At 71.8% G+C, this 16862-nt stretch carries 15 protein-coding genes; 11 read left to right on the top strand and 4 right to left on the bottom strand.

Going from position 1 to position 16862, the window contains the following annotated elements:
• Positions 1-16: 16 nt before the first annotated feature.
• The 3 genes from GTY56_RS13410 to GTY56_RS13400 form a co-directional block, all read right to left on the bottom strand.
• Positions 17-1369, bottom strand: a complete 1353-nt coding sequence (locus GTY56_RS13410; protein WP_161365507.1) for a nicotinate phosphoribosyltransferase — start codon at positions 1367-1369, stop codon at positions 17-19.
• A gap of 37 nt (positions 1370-1406) precedes the next feature.
• Complete coding sequence (locus tag GTY56_RS13405) at positions 1407-2012, bottom strand: Rv1733c family protein (RefSeq protein WP_161365505.1); 606 nt, start codon at positions 2010-2012, stop codon at positions 1407-1409.
• Positions 2013-2176: 164 nt separating this feature from the next.
• Positions 2177-2998: a universal stress protein gene (locus tag GTY56_RS13400; RefSeq protein WP_161365502.1), complete on the bottom strand. Its 822-nt coding sequence runs from the start codon at positions 2996-2998 to the stop codon at positions 2177-2179.
• 197 nt (positions 2999-3195) lie between these two features.
• On the opposite strand from GTY56_RS13400, the gene GTY56_RS13395 reads away from it, so the two are divergent.
• The 8 genes from GTY56_RS13395 (at position 3196) to GTY56_RS13360 (ending at position 12858) form a co-directional block, all read left to right on the top strand.
• A complete protein-coding gene (locus GTY56_RS13395; protein ID WP_161365501.1) occupies positions 3196-4065 on the top strand; it encodes a universal stress protein in 870 nt (289 codons plus the stop codon).
• Between the two features lie 103 nt (positions 4066-4168).
• Complete coding sequence (locus tag GTY56_RS13390) at positions 4169-5644, top strand: AAA family ATPase (protein ID WP_161365619.1); 1476 nt, start codon at positions 4169-4171, stop codon at positions 5642-5644.
• A gap of 270 nt (positions 5645-5914) precedes the next feature.
• Complete coding sequence (locus GTY56_RS13385) at positions 5915-6943, top strand: alcohol dehydrogenase catalytic domain-containing protein (protein WP_161365618.1); 1029 nt, start codon at positions 5915-5917, stop codon at positions 6941-6943.
• Between the two features lie 303 nt (positions 6944-7246).
• Positions 7247-9037, top strand: coding sequence for an acetate--CoA ligase (gene acsA / locus GTY56_RS13380; RefSeq protein ID WP_161365500.1), 1791 nt, complete (start codon positions 7247-7249; stop codon positions 9035-9037).
• Positions 9034-10128, top strand: a complete 1095-nt coding sequence (pdhA, locus tag GTY56_RS13375) for a pyruvate dehydrogenase (acetyl-transferring) E1 component subunit alpha (RefSeq protein ID WP_161365498.1) — start codon at positions 9034-9036, stop codon at positions 10126-10128. The genes acsA and pdhA overlap by 4 nt, the downstream gene beginning before the upstream one ends.
• Positions 10129-10130: 2 nt before the next feature.
• Positions 10131-11129, top strand: a complete 999-nt coding sequence (locus tag GTY56_RS13370; protein WP_161365496.1) for an alpha-ketoacid dehydrogenase subunit beta — start codon at positions 10131-10133, stop codon at positions 11127-11129.
• 2 nt (positions 11130-11131) lie between these two features.
• Positions 11132-12610 carry a dihydrolipoamide acetyltransferase family protein gene (locus tag GTY56_RS13365; protein ID WP_161365494.1) on the top strand — a complete coding sequence of 493 codons (1479 nt, stop codon included), beginning with the start codon at positions 11132-11134 and terminating at the stop codon, positions 12608-12610.
• 2 nt (positions 12611-12612) lie between these two features.
• Positions 12613-12858 carry an acyl carrier protein gene (locus tag GTY56_RS13360; protein WP_237524770.1) on the top strand — a complete coding sequence of 82 codons (246 nt, stop codon included), beginning with the start codon at positions 12613-12615 and terminating at the stop codon, positions 12856-12858.
• Between the two features lie 42 nt (positions 12859-12900).
• Here the strand turns inward: GTY56_RS13360 and GTY56_RS40525 are convergent, their stop codons facing one another.
• On the bottom strand, positions 12901-13755 hold the full coding sequence (locus GTY56_RS40525) for a CBS domain-containing protein (protein WP_161365491.1): 855 nt from the start codon (positions 13753-13755) through the stop codon (positions 12901-12903).
• Positions 13756-14054: 299 nt separating this feature from the next.
• Between GTY56_RS40525 and GTY56_RS13350 the strand changes: the two genes are divergently transcribed.
• From GTY56_RS13350 to GTY56_RS13340, 3 genes are read left to right on the top strand one after another with little or no spacing between them, the layout of a single operon-like run.
• A complete protein-coding gene (locus tag GTY56_RS13350) occupies positions 14055-14429 on the top strand; it encodes a hypothetical protein (RefSeq protein ID WP_161365489.1) in 375 nt (124 codons plus the stop codon).
• The gene (locus GTY56_RS13345; RefSeq protein ID WP_161365487.1) at positions 14429-15385 is read left to right on the top strand and encodes a V-type ATPase subunit; all 957 of its coding nucleotides are present in this window, start codon (positions 14429-14431) and stop codon (positions 15383-15385) included. The genes GTY56_RS13350 and GTY56_RS13345 overlap by 1 nt, the downstream gene beginning before the upstream one ends.
• 37 nt (positions 15386-15422) lie before the next feature.
• Positions 15423-16862: a V-type ATPase 116kDa subunit family protein gene (locus GTY56_RS13340; RefSeq protein WP_346345477.1), complete on the top strand. Its 1440-nt coding sequence runs from the start codon at positions 15423-15425 to the stop codon at positions 16860-16862.

Raw genomic sequence — 16862 nt, 5'->3', positions numbered from 1 at the left:
GATCCGGATCGGCCCGTCATGGACGCACGGGCCGTGCGTAGGGAGCCGACGTCTGTTCGTCGATGTGGCGCCGGACGCGGCGGGCGAGTGCGCCCAAGTGCTCGGAGGCCGTCGCGCGGGGCGCGACCGGGTCCCGTATCCGGCGGGCGTCTGCTGGCAGACCGGCCAGGTCGGCGGCGAGTTTCTCCCGGCACACGCCGAGCGTGGACCTGCCGCCGGTGCGCTGCCCACCGTGCATCACCGTCTCCAGCAGTGGGCTGCCGTCGCCCTGCGACGGCTCGTCGGCGAGACGGATCACGTCGGCGTACGCCGCGCGGCGGAACACCTGCTTGGGGCCGGGTGCGGTCACTTTCGCCGACGACAGCTTCATCACCGGGCGCCCGTCGTACTCCACCATCTTGTACGCGGAGTCCAGGTACGGGGCGTCGGCCGAGACCCCGACCCGGGTCCCGACGGCGTAGGTGTCGATCGGCGCTCCGGAGCGGACCAGATCGTCCACGGCGTACTCGTCGAGACCCCCGCTGGCGATGATCCGCACCTCCGGCAGGCCCGCCTCGTCGAGAATGGAGCGTGCCCGGGCCGCCAGGGCTCCGAGGTCGCCGCTGTCCAGCCGGACGGCCGAGCCGGGACCGCGGTCCAGGTCCCGAAGGACGCGCGCCGCGACGCGGACGCCCTCCTCGGTGTCGTAGGTGTCCACCAGCAACGTCACGGGGCCGGGGTGGCAGCGTGCGAACGCGCGGAACGCTTCTTCCTCCGTGGCGAACGCCTCCACGTAGGAGTGGGCCATCGTGCCGACGGCGGGGATGCCGAGAGCCGTGGCCGCAGCCACGTTGCTGGTGCCCGCGAAGCCGGCCATCGCACCGAGCCGGGCGGCCTGGAACCCGGCCTGCGGACCGTGGGCGCGCCGCAGGGAGAAGTCCACGACCGGATGCCCGGCCGCCGCGAGCACACAACGCGCTGCCTTCGAGGCGATCGCCGTCTGGTGGCTGAGCTGGTTGAGCACGTACGTTTCGACCAACTGCGCCTGTGGAAGCGGTGCGGTCACCTCCAGCAGCGGCTCCCCCGCGAGCACGATCCGGCCCTCCGGTACGGCCCGCACGTCACCCGTGAACTCCAGGCCGAGCAGGGGCTGAAGATCCCGCGGCGGCCGGTGCAGCGCGGAAGCGAAGGCGTCGACGTCCTCGGGGCCCACTCGGAGGCCCGACAGGTAGTCCAGGGCCGACTCCAGTCCTGCGGCGACCAGGAAGCCCCGCTCAGGAGGGAGGTCGCGGACGAAGAGGCTGAAGGTGGCCGGGCCCGTCATCCCCTCCTCGAGGTAGGACATGGCCATCGTCACCTCGTACAGATCGGTGGTCGTCGCCACGGACATCGGCGTCGCCTCCTCGCGCACGTCCGGTCTCTGCCCGTCACCTGCGGAAGCGCCCGGACCACAGGGGCTCCACGAGGTCCCATTCGGCGTCCCACTGGGCGTACCTTCTCCGGTCCAGCACGCGGCGCGTGCCTCCACGCAACGCGAAGAACCCGCCGACCGCTCCGACCGCCGCCATGCCGCCCACGAACCAGCCGTTGGTCGTCGCGGTGAGCGTGGTCATCGGCGGGCTGGTGATGGTTCCCTCCCGGTCCAGCCACACCGGCACGGTGGCCCCCTCGGGCGTTCCCGACTTCACGAGGGTCGTTCCCGTCCGGACCTTGCCGTTGTCGTCGGTCCAGCGGACCTGCGCCTGTTGCTTCCCGTCCGCGGTGGCGCCTTCGACGCTCGACGTCAGCCGGGCGGTGGCCTCCTGTCGTTCGGCCGACTGGACCCGCACGGTGCGCATCGACGACTCGTACGCTGTCAGCCCCGCGCTGAGCGCTGCCACCGGCAGTCCGAAGACCAGGACGAGCATCAGGAAGCGGCGGATCCAGGTCTCGAACCTGTCGGACGGCCGGAGCAGGGGGTTCGTCCCCTTGGCCGAGAGTTCCCTGCGCGCCGGGGATGGACCGGACGCGTACGGCGAACCTTGTGCACTCATGAGTCGCCCTCCAGCAGGTCGCTGGTCCCGTTTCCCCACTGCTTCGTTTCCACCATCGGACAAATGCGGACTTTCGGTCACAGGGCCGAAGGTCCCTGGCGGGCCGCCTTCCGGCCCTGGTCGGGCACCGACCCGCCGACCCGGTCCGTCCCTGCCGGCCGCGGTCATATCCGGGGAACGACCGCGATCGGGCACGGCGCGTGATGCAGTAGCGCGTGGTTGGTCAGGCCCAGTTGCAGGCCCAGGTGCCCTTGTCGTCTGCGGGCGCCTACGACCAGCAGATCCGCCTCCGACGCGGCTTCCAGCAGTGCTTGGCGTGCCGGTCCATTGATCACCCGTCGGCCCACCCGGGCGTCGGGGTACTGCTCCTGCGAAGTGCGCAGGGCGTCGTCGAGCACCTGCGCCGGCGAGCGGCGGTGGGCTTCCAGGGCGTACCACGAGGGGGCCTGAGGTGTGGTGAGGGCACCCAACGGGGCGCTCCAGGCATGTACCGCGACCAGCCGGCAGCGCCGCACCTGGGCCTCACGGAGGGCGAACTGCACGGCCGTGCCGCTGCCCTCGCCCTCCTCGACGCCGACGACCACGGTATTGAACCGGGAATTCCGGTGCTCCGCCGCGCCGCGGACCACGACGACCGGGCAGTCCGCGCGTGCCGCCACGGCGAGGCTGACGGATCCCAGAAGCATTCCGGCGAGGTCTCCGAGCCCTCTGGAGCCGAGCACCAGCGCGAAGGCGTTGCGTCCCTTGTCGACCAGGGCGGAGGCCGCGTCGTCGTGCAGCACCTCGCTCGACAGCCGCACCGTGGGCGCCCCCTTGACGGCACGTTCCGAGGCGTGAGCGATGACGTCGGACACCTCGTGGTCCCGCGGTGCCGCGTGCAGGAGGTGAAGTGGCACTCCGTGCCGGACCGCCTCGTCGGCGGCCCAGTCCACCGCCTCCAGGCTCGCCTCGGACCCGTCGACGCCGGCCACCAAGGGAATCGTCATCGCCCCTGCCTCCTCTCCGGCCGCCCGGCTTCCGGCCCCCTCCCCGGCGGGTGGTGCACATGCGCCGTGCAAGGGATTGGGGTACTCCTCGAATGAGGAACCCGCCACGCTCGGCATGTCGGCAACACCCGGACCAGTCCGGCGATCGGACTCGTCAGCCGTCATTTCCAGCTTGCTATGAGACGGAGGCCGGTGCCATGCAACCAGTCCTCACCGTGGGCCTCGACGGTTCACCCGAGAGCCTTGCGGCCGCCCGCTGGGCAGCCGACGAGGCCGCGAAGCGCAAGCTCACCCTGCGCCTGCTGCACGCGTGGCCGATGCTGGCGCCGGAACCGGCCCGCGTCCCCGCGGAAGTCGATCAGAACTACTGGGCGAAGCGTCTCGTCCACACCGCGCAGGCGGAGCTTCAGACGCGTCATCCGGACCTGCCCATCAGCGCGAGCCTGGTCGCCGAAGACGCCGAGAACGCTCTGGTGCAAGCGGCCTCGGAGTCCGAGGCGCTCGTGCTCGGTTCACGAGGGCTGGAGTCTGTCGCGAGCTACTTCCTGGGCGACGTCAGCATGCCGGTCGTGGCACGGGCCCAGCGGCCGGTGGTGCTGGTCCGCGCCGACACCGGGGAGAAGGAGCCGGTCCCGGCACCCGTGAGTCGCGTGGTCGTGGCGCTGAAGTTGCGCGATTCCTCGGAAAGTCTGCTCGACTTCGCCTTCCATACGGCTGCGGCCAGGGGCGTGCCTCTTCTGGCCGTCCACGGCCGAAGCGTGCCACTCCATGCACGCGTGCCCTGGGGTGTGGATCACGACGTCACCGAGGAGATGAGGCGGGACGCGCAGAAACACCTGAGCAAGGCGCTCCGCCCCTGGCGTGAGAAGTATCCGCAGGTGGACGTGGCCGACAGCATCTTTCTCGCAAGCCCGGCCAAGGCCGTCGTACAGGCCGCCGAAGCCGCCGTCCTGCTGGTCGTCGGCCGACGCCAACACCGTCCGGGTCTGGCGCCGCACCTGGGTCCCGTCACCCAGGCCGCCATCCACCATGGGCGCTGCCCCGTCGCCGTCGTCCCTCATGACTGAACCTGGCAGCGGTGAGAGATCGGTTCGGTCGGTGACGCCGGATGACGCGTCGGTGCCCCGATCCGGTGCCCGGCACCAAGGCGAGCCGCTGCCGCGCGCGGAGGTGTGTGAGACGCACACCTCCGTCGTGTTCTTCGTCGGCGACCACGCATACAAGCTCAAGAAGCCAGTGGATCTGAAATTTCTCGACTACACCGCGCTGGCGTCCCGGCGAGCCGCGTGCGAACGGGAAGTCACTCTCAACCGCCGCTTCGCTCCCGACGTCTATCTGGGTCTGGGCGAGATCCGCAGCCCCGACGCGGCAGCGCCCGAGCCGCTCGTGGTGATGCGCCGCATGCCCGCGGATCGCCGCCTCTCCCGACTGGTGCGGGACGGGGCCGCCGTCGACGACATCCTGCGGGCCCTCGCCCGCCAGGTTGCGACGTGGCACGCCGAGGCCCCCCGCGGCCGGGACGTGGACGAACAGGGCACGCGGGATGCGCTGTCGTCCCGCTGGGAGGCCAGTTTCGAGCAGGTCCGCGCGCTGGCTGCCGACGGCTTCGTCCCGGACGGTGTTGCGGAGGTGGAGCTGCTCGTGCGCCGCTATCTCGCCGGGCGTGAGCGTTTGTTCGCGTCACGTGTCGAGCAGGGGCGGGTGGTCGACGGTCATGGTGATCTGCTCGCCGAGGACGTCTTCAGCCTCGACGACGGTCCTCGCGTCCTGGACTGCTTGGAGTTCGACGACCACTTGCGCTACGTCGACGGTCTCGACGACGCCGCCTTCCTCGCCATGGACCTGGAACAGCTCGGCGCCCCGGAGGCCGCCGCGTACTTCCTCGCCCAGTACAGCGAGTACTCCGGCGACCCCGCACCTCCTTCCCTGTGGCACCACTACGTCGCCTACCGCGCTTTCGTTCGCGCCAAGGTCTCCCTGATCCAGGCACGCCAGGGCGCACCGGACGCAGCGGCGGCGTCACGACGGCTGGTCTCGACGACGCTGCGCCATCTGCGGACCTCCGCCGTGGGTCTGACGCTGGTCGGCGGGCTGCCGGGCAGCGGGAAATCCACCCTCGCCGGAGCTCTGGCCGACCGGCTGGGGGTCACGCTGCTCAGCAGCGACCGAGTCCGCAAGGAGCTGGCGGGCATCCCCGCCGAGCAGCCCGCGGCCGCCGCATACGGCGAGGGCCTGTACAGCCCCGAGTGGACGGCCAGGACCTACGCCACCCTGCTCGACCGTGCGTCCGCCCTGCTGTCCGCCGGCGAGTCCGTCGTGCTGGACGCCACCTGGTCCGATGCGGGACAACGCCAAGCGGCACTGCACGTGGCCGAACGCACCAGCGCCGACCTGGTGGCCCTCCGCTGCCACGTGCCGGGCGACGTGACAGCCGCCCGCCTGACCACGCGCGCCTCCGGAATCTCCGACGCCGACCTCGACATCGCCGCTGCCATGGCGGCCGGGGAACCGTCATGGCCGGAGGCGGTCGCGGTCGACACCAGCGGCCCGTTGGAGTCCGCGGTCGCCCGGGCGCTGACAGCCGTACGCCCGTGGGGCTCAGGCCAGGCCCCGGTCTTCCGCCGCCCCTACATGGAGCCGGACTGAATGGGCGGGTGGACCCTCGTAGATCCGGGACCGGGTGCCGGGCGCTACCAGAATGTCGCGGCGGGATGTTGCGCCGCCGACCCGGCCGGGCTGACGGGCCGGTTCTCGCTGATCGGCGCAGCGGCAGCTCGATCCATGCGGTCATGCAACACCAGCCGACCACGAGACGACGGAGCCCGCCGTGCCGGCGGTCCGACGGGCCGATGATTGCAGTTGCCCGCACATCCCTCGGGAGTGACCGTGGAGTGGGGGAGCGAGGGAGTGAGTATCGTGCGAGCGCTCGTCTACCACGGCCCCGGACAGATCTCCTGGGACCCCGTCCCGGACCCCGCGATCGAGGAGCCGACCGACGCGATCGTGCGCGTCGACGCCGCCACCGTCTGTGGCAGTGACCTGCGCATCCTGCGGGGCGATCTCCCCGAGGTGAAGCCCGGGACGGTCCTCGGGCACGAGGCCGTCGGTGAGGTTCTGGAGGTCGGGCGCGACGTCCACCACGTGCGTCCCGGGGACCAGGTGATCGTGTCGGCCGTCTCGGCCTGCGGCCGCTGCCGGGAATGCCATGACACCAAGCTCGGGCAGTGCAGCGGGGGCGGCGGATGGATTCTCGGCAATCTGATCAACGGGACCCAGGCCGAGCTGGTGCGGATTCCCTTCGCCGACCACTCCACCCACCGGCGGCCGTGGAAGGTCCCACTCAAGGAAGCGGTCCTGCTCTCCGAACTCCTCCCCACGGCCTACGAGGTCGGGGTACGGAACGGCCACGTGAGCCCGGGCGACACCGTGGTCGTGGTCGGGGCGGGTCCTGTCGGTCTCGCCTCGGTGGTCATCGCGCGGCTGTACTCGCCCCGGCGGATCATCGTGGTGGACCCGTCCGCCGCGCGGCTCGCAGCCGCCACCGGTGTGGGGGCAGATGCCGCCGAAGTGCCCGGCAAGATGATCGCCGAGCTGTCCGAGGGACCGGGTGCCGACGTGGTCATCGAGGCATCGGGCGAACCGGACGGCTTCGTTCTGGCCACCCGCGCCGTCCGTACCGGAGGGCACATCGCCAACATCGGGGTGCACGGCAAGCCGGTGACGCTGCATCTCGAGTCCCTGTGGCGCAAGAACCTGACCATCAGCACCGGGCAGGTGGACACGTCCTCCACACGGTGGCTGCTGGAGCTGGTGAGGTACGGAGACCTGCCCATCTCCGGACTGGTCACCCACGCCCTCCCCCTCGACCGGATGGAGGATGCCTACGAGGCGTTCGCCGGCGGCATCACCACGGGCGCTCTCAAGGTCGTACTGCACCGCGAGTGACAGGGCGGACGCCAGGAGCCCGAACGGGCCGACCGGTCCCCAGGCCGGGGCCGTCCGGCCCTACAGCACGCCGGTGGTGGGTGGTGCCATGGAATTGAGCCGAGGGCCACAAGGAGACACGGAGAAGCGGACCAGAGCCGCGCACCGTGTGATTCGGGCCCGCAAGAAGCGGGCGGCCCCCGGCTCCATGACGTCGGCCCCAGGTCGGCACCCGCCCTTTCGGGCCGTGTCCTTCCGCCGACGTGCAGCGCGGGCCGGGCTCGGCGACTCTGGAAAGCGGGGGCAGTGCCGGGAGGAGCACCGATGCACTGGGAAACCATTCACAAGGACGCCCCACCGGTCGTCCCGCCCCGTCTCACCGACTACGACCGGGCCCGCTCGGCCTTCAGGTGGTCGAAGGCGCGCACCGACCTGGCCGGGCTTCCGGGGGGCGGTCTCAACATGGCCCATGAGGCGGTCGACCGGCACGCGGCATCCGCTCACGGGGGCAAGGCAGCGCTCCGCTGCGTCGCCCGGGACGACTCCGTCTCCACCGTCACCTACACGGAACTGGCCCACCGTACCGCCCGTTTCGCGAACGTCCTGCGCTCCCTCGGCGTCGGCCACGGGGACCGGGTGTTCACGCTGCTGGGCCGCTGCCCCGAGCTGTACACCACGGTGCTGGGCACGCTGAAGAACACCAGTGTGCTGTGCCCGCTCTTCTCCGCCTTCGGCCCCGACCCGGTCGAGCAGCGGCTGCGGTTGGGCGACGCACAGGTCCTGGTGACCACCGCGGCCCTCTACCGGCGCAAGGTCGCCGAGCGCCGCGCATCGGTTCCCGGACTGAAGCACATCCTGATCGTCGGGCCCGGCGCGGAGGACCTGCCCGGCACAGCATCATTCGACGACCTGATGTCCGCCGCCCCGGATACCTTCACCACCCCTCCGACGTCCCCCGAGGACATGGCGTTGCTGCACTTCACCAGCGGAACCACCGGCACCCCCAAAGGCGCGGTCCACGTCCACGAGGCGGTGATCGCCCACTACGCCACGGCCGCGTACGCGCTCGACCTGCACCCCGAAGACGTGTACTGGTGTACCGCCGACCCCGGCTGGGTCACCGGCATGTCGTACGGCATCATCGCCCCGCTCGTCCACGGCGTGACGGTCGTCGTCGACGAGGGCGACTACGACGCCCGGCGCTGGTACCGGATCCTCGGCGAGCAACGGGTCACCGTCTGGTACACCGCCCCTACGGCTCTGCGCATGCTCATGCGAGCAACCCCGCGACAGGGCCCGTACGACCTGCCCCGCTCCCACGACCTGTCGGCCCTGCGCTTCATCGCCTCCGTCGGCGAGCCCCTCAACCCGGAGGCCGTCGTGTGGGGCCGGGACGTGCTGGGACTGCCGGTGCACGACAACTGGTGGCAGACGGAGACCGGCTGCATCATGATCGCGAATTTCGCGGCCTGCGAGATCCGTCCCGGTTCGATGGGACAGCCACTGCCCGGCGTCGAGGCGACCGTGCTGAAGCAGGGCGAGGACGGCCGGGCGCTGGTCGCCGAAGGCAGGGTCACGGAGGTAGAGACCCCCGGCGCCGAAGGCGAGTTGGCGCTGAGGCCGGGCTGGCCGTCGATGTTCCGCGGCTATCTGCACGACAAGGAGCGTTACGACGCCTCGTTCGCGGACGGCTGGTACCTGACCGGGGATCTGGTGCGGCGGGACGCGGACGGCTGGTACTGGTTCGTGGGACGCGCCGACGACGTCATCAAGTCGGCGGGGCATCTGATCGGCCCGTTCGAGGTGGAGAGCGCGCTGATGGAGCACCCGTCGGTGGCCGAGGCCGGCGTGATCGGGCGGCCGGACCCGGTCGCCGGGAACGTCGTCAAGGCGTTCGTGTCGCTGCGGCCGGATGTCGAGCCGACCGCAGATCTGGAGCGGGAACTGCTGGCGTTCGGCCGCCGCAAGCTGGGTCCCGCCGTCGCTCCCAGGGAAATCGCGTTCGACCAGAACCTGCCCAAGACCCGCAGCGGGAAGGTGATGCGCCGTCTGCTGCGCGCCCGTGAACTGGGCCTGCCTACGGGCGACTTGTCAACCTTGGAGGGATCCACATGAGCGTGGCCCGCCCCGCCCGTACGCGCAAGGACCCGGCGCGCCCGAAGGCCGGTAAGAAGGCCGCGCCGACCAAGTCGGCCCAGCGGAACGCGAGCACCGGGCCTCCGGCCGGCCGAACGGGCCCAGAACACCGGACAGATCTGCTGGAGGCGATGCTGCGCATCCGGCGCTTCGAGGAGCGGTGCGTCGAGCTGTACAGCGCCGCGAAGATCCGCGGCTTCGTCCACCTCTACATCGGCGAGGAGGCCGTGGCCGTCGGCGTCAACGAGGCACTGACGCCCGAGGACGCGGTCGTCTCCACGTACCGCGAACACGGCCACGCCCTGGCCCGTGGAATCACGGCCGAGGCCGTCATGGCCGAGATGTACGGCAGGACGACGGGATGCAGCGGCGGCCGCGGCGGATCCATGCACCTGTTCGACGCGAGCCGCCGCTTCTACGGCGGCAACGCCATCGTCGCCGGCGGACTCCCCCTGGCCGCCGGCCTCGCGCTCGCCGACCGCATGCGCGGACGGGCCAATGTCACCTGCTGCTTCTTCGGCGACGGAGCCTTCGCCGAGGGCGAGTTCCACGAGACCGCGAACCTGGCGGCCCTGTGGAAGCTGCCCCTACTGCTCGTCTGCGAGAACAACCTCTACGCCATGGGCACGGCCCTGGAGCGGCACGAGGCACAGACCGACCTGGCCATGCGTGCCGCCTCCTACGGCATGGTCGCCTGGGCCGTGGACGGCATGGACGCCGAAGCCGTCGAGCAGGCCGCCCGACGGGCCGTCGAGGGTATCCGGGCCGGCACCGGACCGCACTTCCTGGAACTGCGCACGTACCGCTTCCGCGCCCACTCGATGTACGACCCGGACCGGTATCGCCACAAGGGGGAGGTCGAGCAGTGGAAGTCCCGGGACCCGGTGAGCCTGCTCATGGACCGCATGCGTGAGAAGGGTGAGCTGGGCGACAAGGAGCTCGCCCGCATCGAGCAGCGGATCGCCGACGAGATCGACCACGCCGTCGAAGCGGCCGAACAGGCACCCGAGGAGCCGGTCGGGCACCTGCTCCGCCATGTCACCAGTTCCTCTGCGGAGGCGGGGAGTTGACCATGGGCGCCGACACGACGCAGGACGTGAAGACAACCTACCGCGAGGCGATGCGCGAGGCGCTCCGGGAGGCGCTGAGCTCCGACGACCGCGTCTTCCTCATGGGCGAGGACGTCGGCCGGTACGGCGGATGCTTCGGCGTCAGCCTCGGCCTGCTGGAGGAGTTCGGCCCCGAGCGCGTCCGCGACACCCCGCTGTCGGAGTCCGCGTTCGTGGGCGCCGGCATCGGCGCCGCCCTGGCCGGGCTGCGGCCCATCGTCGAGATCATGACCGTCAACTTCAGTCTGCTCGCCCTCGATCAGATCCTCAACAACGCCGCCACCCTGCTGCACATGTCGGGCGGGCAGTTGCCCGTGCCGCTGGTCATCCGCATGACCACGGGCGCCGGACGGCAGCTCGGCGCCCAGCACTCCCACAGCCTGGAAGGCTGGTACGCGCACATCCCCGGCATCCGCGTCCTCACGCCGGCCACCCTGGAGGACGCACGCCACATGCTGGCCCCGGCGCTCGCCGACCCCGACCCCGTACTGATCTTCGAGCACGGCAGCCTCTACAACGTCTCCGGCGAACTCCTGCCGCCGCCGACCGAACCCGTGGACCTGCACCACGCCGCGATCCGCCGCCCCGGCACCGACATCTCCCTGATCACGTACGGCGGTTCACTGCCCAAGGCCCTCGCGGCGGCGGACCAGCTGGCGGCCGAGGGCATCAGCGCGGAGGTGATCGACCTGCGCACGCTCCGTCCCCTCGACGACGCGGCCATCACCGCTTCCGTCGCCCGTACTCACCGTGCCGTGGTCATCGACGAGGCATGGCGCACGGGAAGCCTCGCCGCCGAGGTGTCCGCACGTATCACCGAAGGGTCGTTCTACGACCTGGACGCTCCCGTCGAGCGGGTGTGCAGCGCGGAGGTTCCCATGCCGTACGCCCGGCAACTGGAGGAGGCCGCTCTGCCGCAGACCGCCGACATCGTCGCGGCCACGCACCGGGCGGTGGACTGATCATGTCCGAGTTCACCATGCCGTCCCTCGGCGCGGACATGGATGAGGGCACGCTCCTGGAATGGCTGGTAGGGCCCGGTGACACCGTGCACAAGGGCGATCCGGTCGCGGTCGTCGAAACCGCGAAGTCGACCATCGAGGTGGAGTGCTTCGAAACCGGGACCATGACGGAGCTGCTCGTCGAGCCCGGTACGACGGTGCCGGTGGGGACGCCCCTCGCGCTCATCGGGGTGAAGGGGGAGAAACCCGGGAAGCCGGAGGCACCCGAGAAACCGGCGAAGCCCCGGAAGTCCGGGACCCCGGGGAAAGCTCAGGAAGCCGAGGAGCCCAAGGAGCGACGACCGGCCCGTCACACACCGAAAAGGGGGCCGGCTTCCGGGCGCCCCTCCCCGCCACCCGAACCCGCCCCGGTCCCAGCGCCGTCCGCCGTTCACCCGAGCGGCCACATCGAGGCGGGTCCCCTGGTCCGGCACCTCGCGGAGCACAGCGGCGTCGACCTGGAGACACTGCACGGCTCCGGACCAGGAGGACGCGTCACACGGACCGATGTCGAGCGTGCGTCCGCCACCCGAGCCGGCACCAAGGCACCGCGGGTGCGGGCCACTCCCCTCGCCCGGCGCCTGGCCGCCGAACTGGGCGTGGATCTGGCCACGGTGACGGGGACGGGCAGGGAGTCGGCCGTCCGTGCGGCGGACGTACGTCTTACAGCCCCCGGCCCTTCGGCCCCGCCCCCGCCCGCAGGCGCCGCGCCCCACCGTCCTTCCGCTGTACGCCCCGCTGTGGCTCGCCCTTCTGTGGCACGCCCGTCTGAAAACCGGACGGTGGCCATGCGGCACGCGATCGCCGGCCTCATGGCCCGCGCCAACCAGGACATCCCCCACTACTACCTCTCCACCACTGTGGACATGGCCGCCGCGATGGATTGGCTGCTCGAGCACAACCGACGCAGCCCGGTCGGTGAACGGCTGCTCCCCGCTGCCCTGTTGCTCAAGGCAGCGGCCTTGGCGGCCACTGAGGTCCCGGAGTTCAACGGCTTCTGGACCGACGACCACTTCACGGCGGGCGAGGGCGTGCACCTCGGCGTGGCCGTGTCCCTGCGCGGCGGAGGGCTCGTCGCCCCCGCGCTGCACCACGCCGACGCCCTGGCGCTCCCGGAGCTGATGAGCGCTCTGAAGGACCTCGTCACCCGGGCCCGTACCGGCAGGCTGCGCGCTTCCGAGGTGTCCGACGCCACCATCACGGTCACCAACCTCGGCGATCAGGGCGTGGAGACCGTCTTCGGTGTGATCTACCCGCCGCAGGTGGCCCTGGTCGGCTTCGGGCGGGTGGTCGACCGGCCGTGCGCCGTCGACGGTCTGCTGGGTGTGCGCCCTGTGGTCACGGTGACCCTCTCGGCCGACCACCGGGCGACAGACGGTGCGGTGGGCGCCCGCTACCTCACGGCTGTCACTCGCCTCCTTCAGAACCCGGAGCAGCTATGAACATGAACCGGACGGATGCACTGGACATGGTCAGGGGATCGATCTCCACCGTCATCCCCGACGCCGACGTCACCGTTCTCGGGCCCGATGATGCGTTCCGCGACGTGCTGGAGATGGACTCGCTGGACTTCCTGAGTTTCGTGGAGGTCCTCAGCGAACGGTCCGGCGTCCGCATCGACGACGAGGACACGACCCGGCTCACCACACTCGCCGGCAGCGCCGACTTCCTCGTCGCCCGCACGCAGTAGCGGTCCACGCGCAGTGACACGCGTCCCGTGAGCGACTACGGCTCAGACCGCCTCTATGTCGTCGACGACATCCACCACGTCATCGATGTCCCTCACCGACGCAAGCAGTCCGGGGACAAGATCCTTGTCCAGTCTCCCCGCCATGGTCACCACGCCGTTCTCCACGGTCACCTCGACAGTGCGCGGATCCAGCAGATGCCGACCGACCAGGGACTCGACCTCGGTCCGGATCTCGGCGTCGTCACGGATCAGGGCCAGCAGCAGCTCGCGCCGGCCCACCACGCCGACCAGCCGACCGCGGTGATCGGTCACGGGGAGCCGCTTCAAACGCGCGTGGGCGGCGGTCCACGCGGCGTCCGCCACACGCTCCGCCGGATGGACCGTGACCGGCGGGAAGGTCATCAACGTGGCTGCCGTCTCGCCGTGGCTCTTCTCGTACAAGCGGTGCTGCCGCAGCCTGCCGACAGGCCCGTGCCGGTGTGGTTCCGCCATGACGGCAGCCTTCGCCAGCAGATCGGACTCCGAGACGACACCGATCACGTGGTCGTCCTCGTCGACCACCGGAACAGCGCTCACCTGCTCGCGGGCGAGTGTGTGAGCCACGTCCAGGAACGGCAGGTCGCCGTGGACGGAAGCCGCCGGCACCTGCATGACGTCCCGCACGCGGAGGGTCGCCGGTTCCCGGGCGGACGGCCCGGCTGCGGCAGCGACGGGCGTCCCAGGGCTCTCCTCGCCGGGCCCGGGCTCCTCGGTGCCTCTCGCCGTCGCGGCGGCGGCGACTGCCGCGAGGTAGCGGCGCAGCGCGTCCTGGCGCGGTTCCTCCCGAGGTGTCCAAGAGCGGCCCGGCGCGCTACCGCGGGCTTCCTTCTCCGTGGAGCGGTGCTCGAAGTCGCTCACGGCCGCCTCCCGTGGATGCCGTCCGCCTACGCGGTCAGTCTCGCATCGTTCGGCCGGCGCGGCCTCCGGGCCGAACCGCCACTCCAGTGGGACGGGCGGCCCGGCGCGGCGCGACACACCAGCGCCTGGCACGGAGACTGGAAGCGGGGCCTGGTCGCTCCGAAGGAGAGTTCGTGACGGGTTTCCGGGACTTTCTGACGCGGTTCCGGCCGGCGGCATCGCCCGGCCGGGCCGCGCCAGGTGGTGTCCCCTCGGACCGTTCCGCCGAGCTTCGTGCGGAACTCTCACCGTCCCTGGCCATGCTCGAGCAGGCTGAGGCGGAAGCCCGTGCCCTGCGAGGACGGGCCGACACGGCCGCCGCGTCACGCCTGCGGGAAGCGCAGCGGCAGGCCGAGCAGATCGTGGCCGAGGCGCGTCAGGAGGCCGACCGGGTACGGGCGGGCACTGCCGAGGAGGTACTGAGGGCCGCCGAGGCCGAGGCGGCGGCCCTGCTCGCCGAAGCAGCACGCGAGGCCGCCGCCGTACGCGACCGTGCCAGGAGCCGGATGCCCGGGCTCGCCGACGGAGTGGTGGCACTGGTCAGGGAGGACGTCGCGGCGGAGCAGCCGACTCCCCCGTCAGCCGGGGGACATCGGTCGCCCGGCCAGTGGACGCCCCGGGAGGGTGGTCCCTGATGAGCGCTGACTGGGTGGCCGGTGTGACCCGGGCACGCGCCCTGCGGACCAGGTGCCTCGGGGCCGAGGGCATCGGGGAGGTGGCCGCGTCCCCCACCCTCGATGACGCACTGCGCTACCTGGCGGCCACCCCCTATCGGCACGACGTCACCCCCGGCGCCACGTCGGCCGAAGGCCAGCGGGCGGTCTCGGCGACCCTGCTGTGGCATCTGCGGGTCCTCGCCGGCTGGCAACCAGCGAACGGTGCTGACGCCATCCGGGCACTCGCAGCGGGATTCGAGATCTCCAACACCGAACACCATCTGAGGGCTCTGGCGGCCGACCCTCGAGCGTTGAGCCCACGCATCCACGTCCCGCCCCACCGCCTGGGCGCGCTGGCGATCGCCTGGACGCGGCTCGCCCGCACCCGTACGCCGTCGGAGCTGCGCAACGCGCTCGCGGCCTCCGTCTGGGGCGACCCCGGGGGCGACTCCGCGGCAGCGGTAGCCACCGGTATGCGGGTCTCCGCCGCCCTACGGCTCGCCACCACCGTCCCCGACGCGGCGCGCTGGGCGGCGGCCCGGCTCGCCCTGCTGTTCGGCCGCGAGATGTTCGTCGTCGGCCGGCGGATGCCGGACGTCTCCACCCGCCGGGCGGCCCGTCTGCTCGGCCCGCGGGCGGTGAGCGCGGGATCGTATGCCGACTTCCGGCAGGCGCTGCCGGCCACCGCGAGATGGCTGCTGGAGGACGTCGACGAGCCGGCGGACCTGTGGGGGGCCGAGGCAGGGTGGTGGAAGGCGGTCGAGCGGGACGGCCGGGAACTGCTGCGCCGGTCCCACTTCGGGCCCCGGCCGGTGGTGGGGGCCGTGGCCGTGCTGTCCGCCGACGCCTGGCGGACCCGCGGCGCGCTGGAACTGGCAGGCCGGGGCGGCGGCCCCGGGGACTGGCCGGCGGAGGTGCTCGATGCTCCGGGCTGAGACCGCGGTCCCCGTTCGTATGCGCAGGGTGGCCATCGTGGCTCCCGAGGAGGCGCTGCGGGAGAGCCTCGTACGGATCGCTGAGGCGGGCTGTGTCGAGATCGACCTGGCCGGCGATGGTGGGCCGGACATCCGTGGACCGGCGGCGACGCGCCTGACGCGGCTGCGCGCCGAGCCGGCCCGTCCCGCTTTGGGCGCGGTGCCCCCCGACCTGGACGCCTTGGAGCGCGAGGGCCGCACGGACCTGCTGGCGGGCGAGGCGCAGTTGGAGGAACGGCTCGGCAGCGCGGTCCGGCACGGAGCGGTCGCGGCACTGGCCGGCTGGTGCCCCGAGACGGAGGTGGGCGCCACAGCGGCGCGCATCGCCGGTGCCGGGGGCGCGCTGGTGCCGCTGCGAGCCCCGCGTGGCGTCGACCCGCCGACGTTGCTGACCGGAGCGGGCGAGGTGCCTCCGGGCTCCGCGGCGACCGTGCGGCGCTCCTTCACACCCCTGGTCACGACGTACGGAACCGTGCCCTACGCCGATCTCGACCCGACGATGGCGGCCGGGATCGTCTACGTGGTGATGTTCGGCCTGATGTTCGGCGACGCCGGTCACGGGCTGCTGCTGGTCGCCATCGCGCTTCTGCTTCGGGCGGGAAGGCCACGCCGGGTTGCGGCGCTGCGTCCGCTGTGGCCCTTCGTCGCCGGGGCCGGGCTGGCCGCCACTCTGGCCGGGGTGGCGTACGGCGAGTTCTTCGGCCCGACCGGGGTGCTTCCGGTGCTGTGGCTGGAGCCGCTGGAGGAGCCCATGCGGCTGCTGGCCGTCGCCGTCGGGCTCGGCGCAGTGCTGCTCGCCGTCGCCTACGCCGCGGGAATCGCCAACCGGTGGCGGGAGGGCGGACCGGCGGCGGCCCTGTACGCGACGACCGGGATCGCCGGGGCGGCGCTCTATCTCGGTCTCGCCATCATCGCCGGGTCTGTCTGGCTCGGCCAGGCGCTGTACGGCGTCGTGGGGGCCGTGATCGCGGCGGTCGGCCTGGCGCTGGCCGGGGCAGGGCTTTTCGCGACCACGGCGGGCGGTCCGGGCGGCGCCGTGCAGACCGGCATTCAGTTGTTCGACGCGGTGGTCCGGATCGGGTCCAACGTCGTGTCCTTCGCACGACTCGCGGCCTTCGGCCTGACGCATGCGGCGCTCGGCGCGATCGTCTGGGACGGTACGACGGCTCTGGCGGGCCGGGGCCCGGTGGGCATCGTCGCGGCGGTTCTCGTCTTCCTGCTCGGCAATGCTCTGGCCTTCTGCCTGGAGGCGCTGGTGGCGGGTGTCCAGGCGCTGCGGCTGGAGTTCTACGAGCTGTTCTCCCGGCTCTTCGAGGGCGAGGGCCGTCCCTTCAAACCCTGGCACTTGCCGGTGGAGCACGCCCCTGGTTCAGCCGCTGCCGCCGGGCCACCCGCAGCGGCGCAGGCCGTCCGACAAGGCCCGGCGAGGGAGGAGTAA

Source organism: Streptomyces sp. SID5643 (genome assembly GCF_009872555.1).
Lineage (GTDB): Bacteria > Actinomycetota > Actinomycetes > Streptomycetales > Streptomycetaceae > Streptomyces > Streptomyces iakyrus.
Note: the sequence above shows the minus strand (reverse complement) of the source record. Positions and strands in the feature narration are given on the sequence as shown.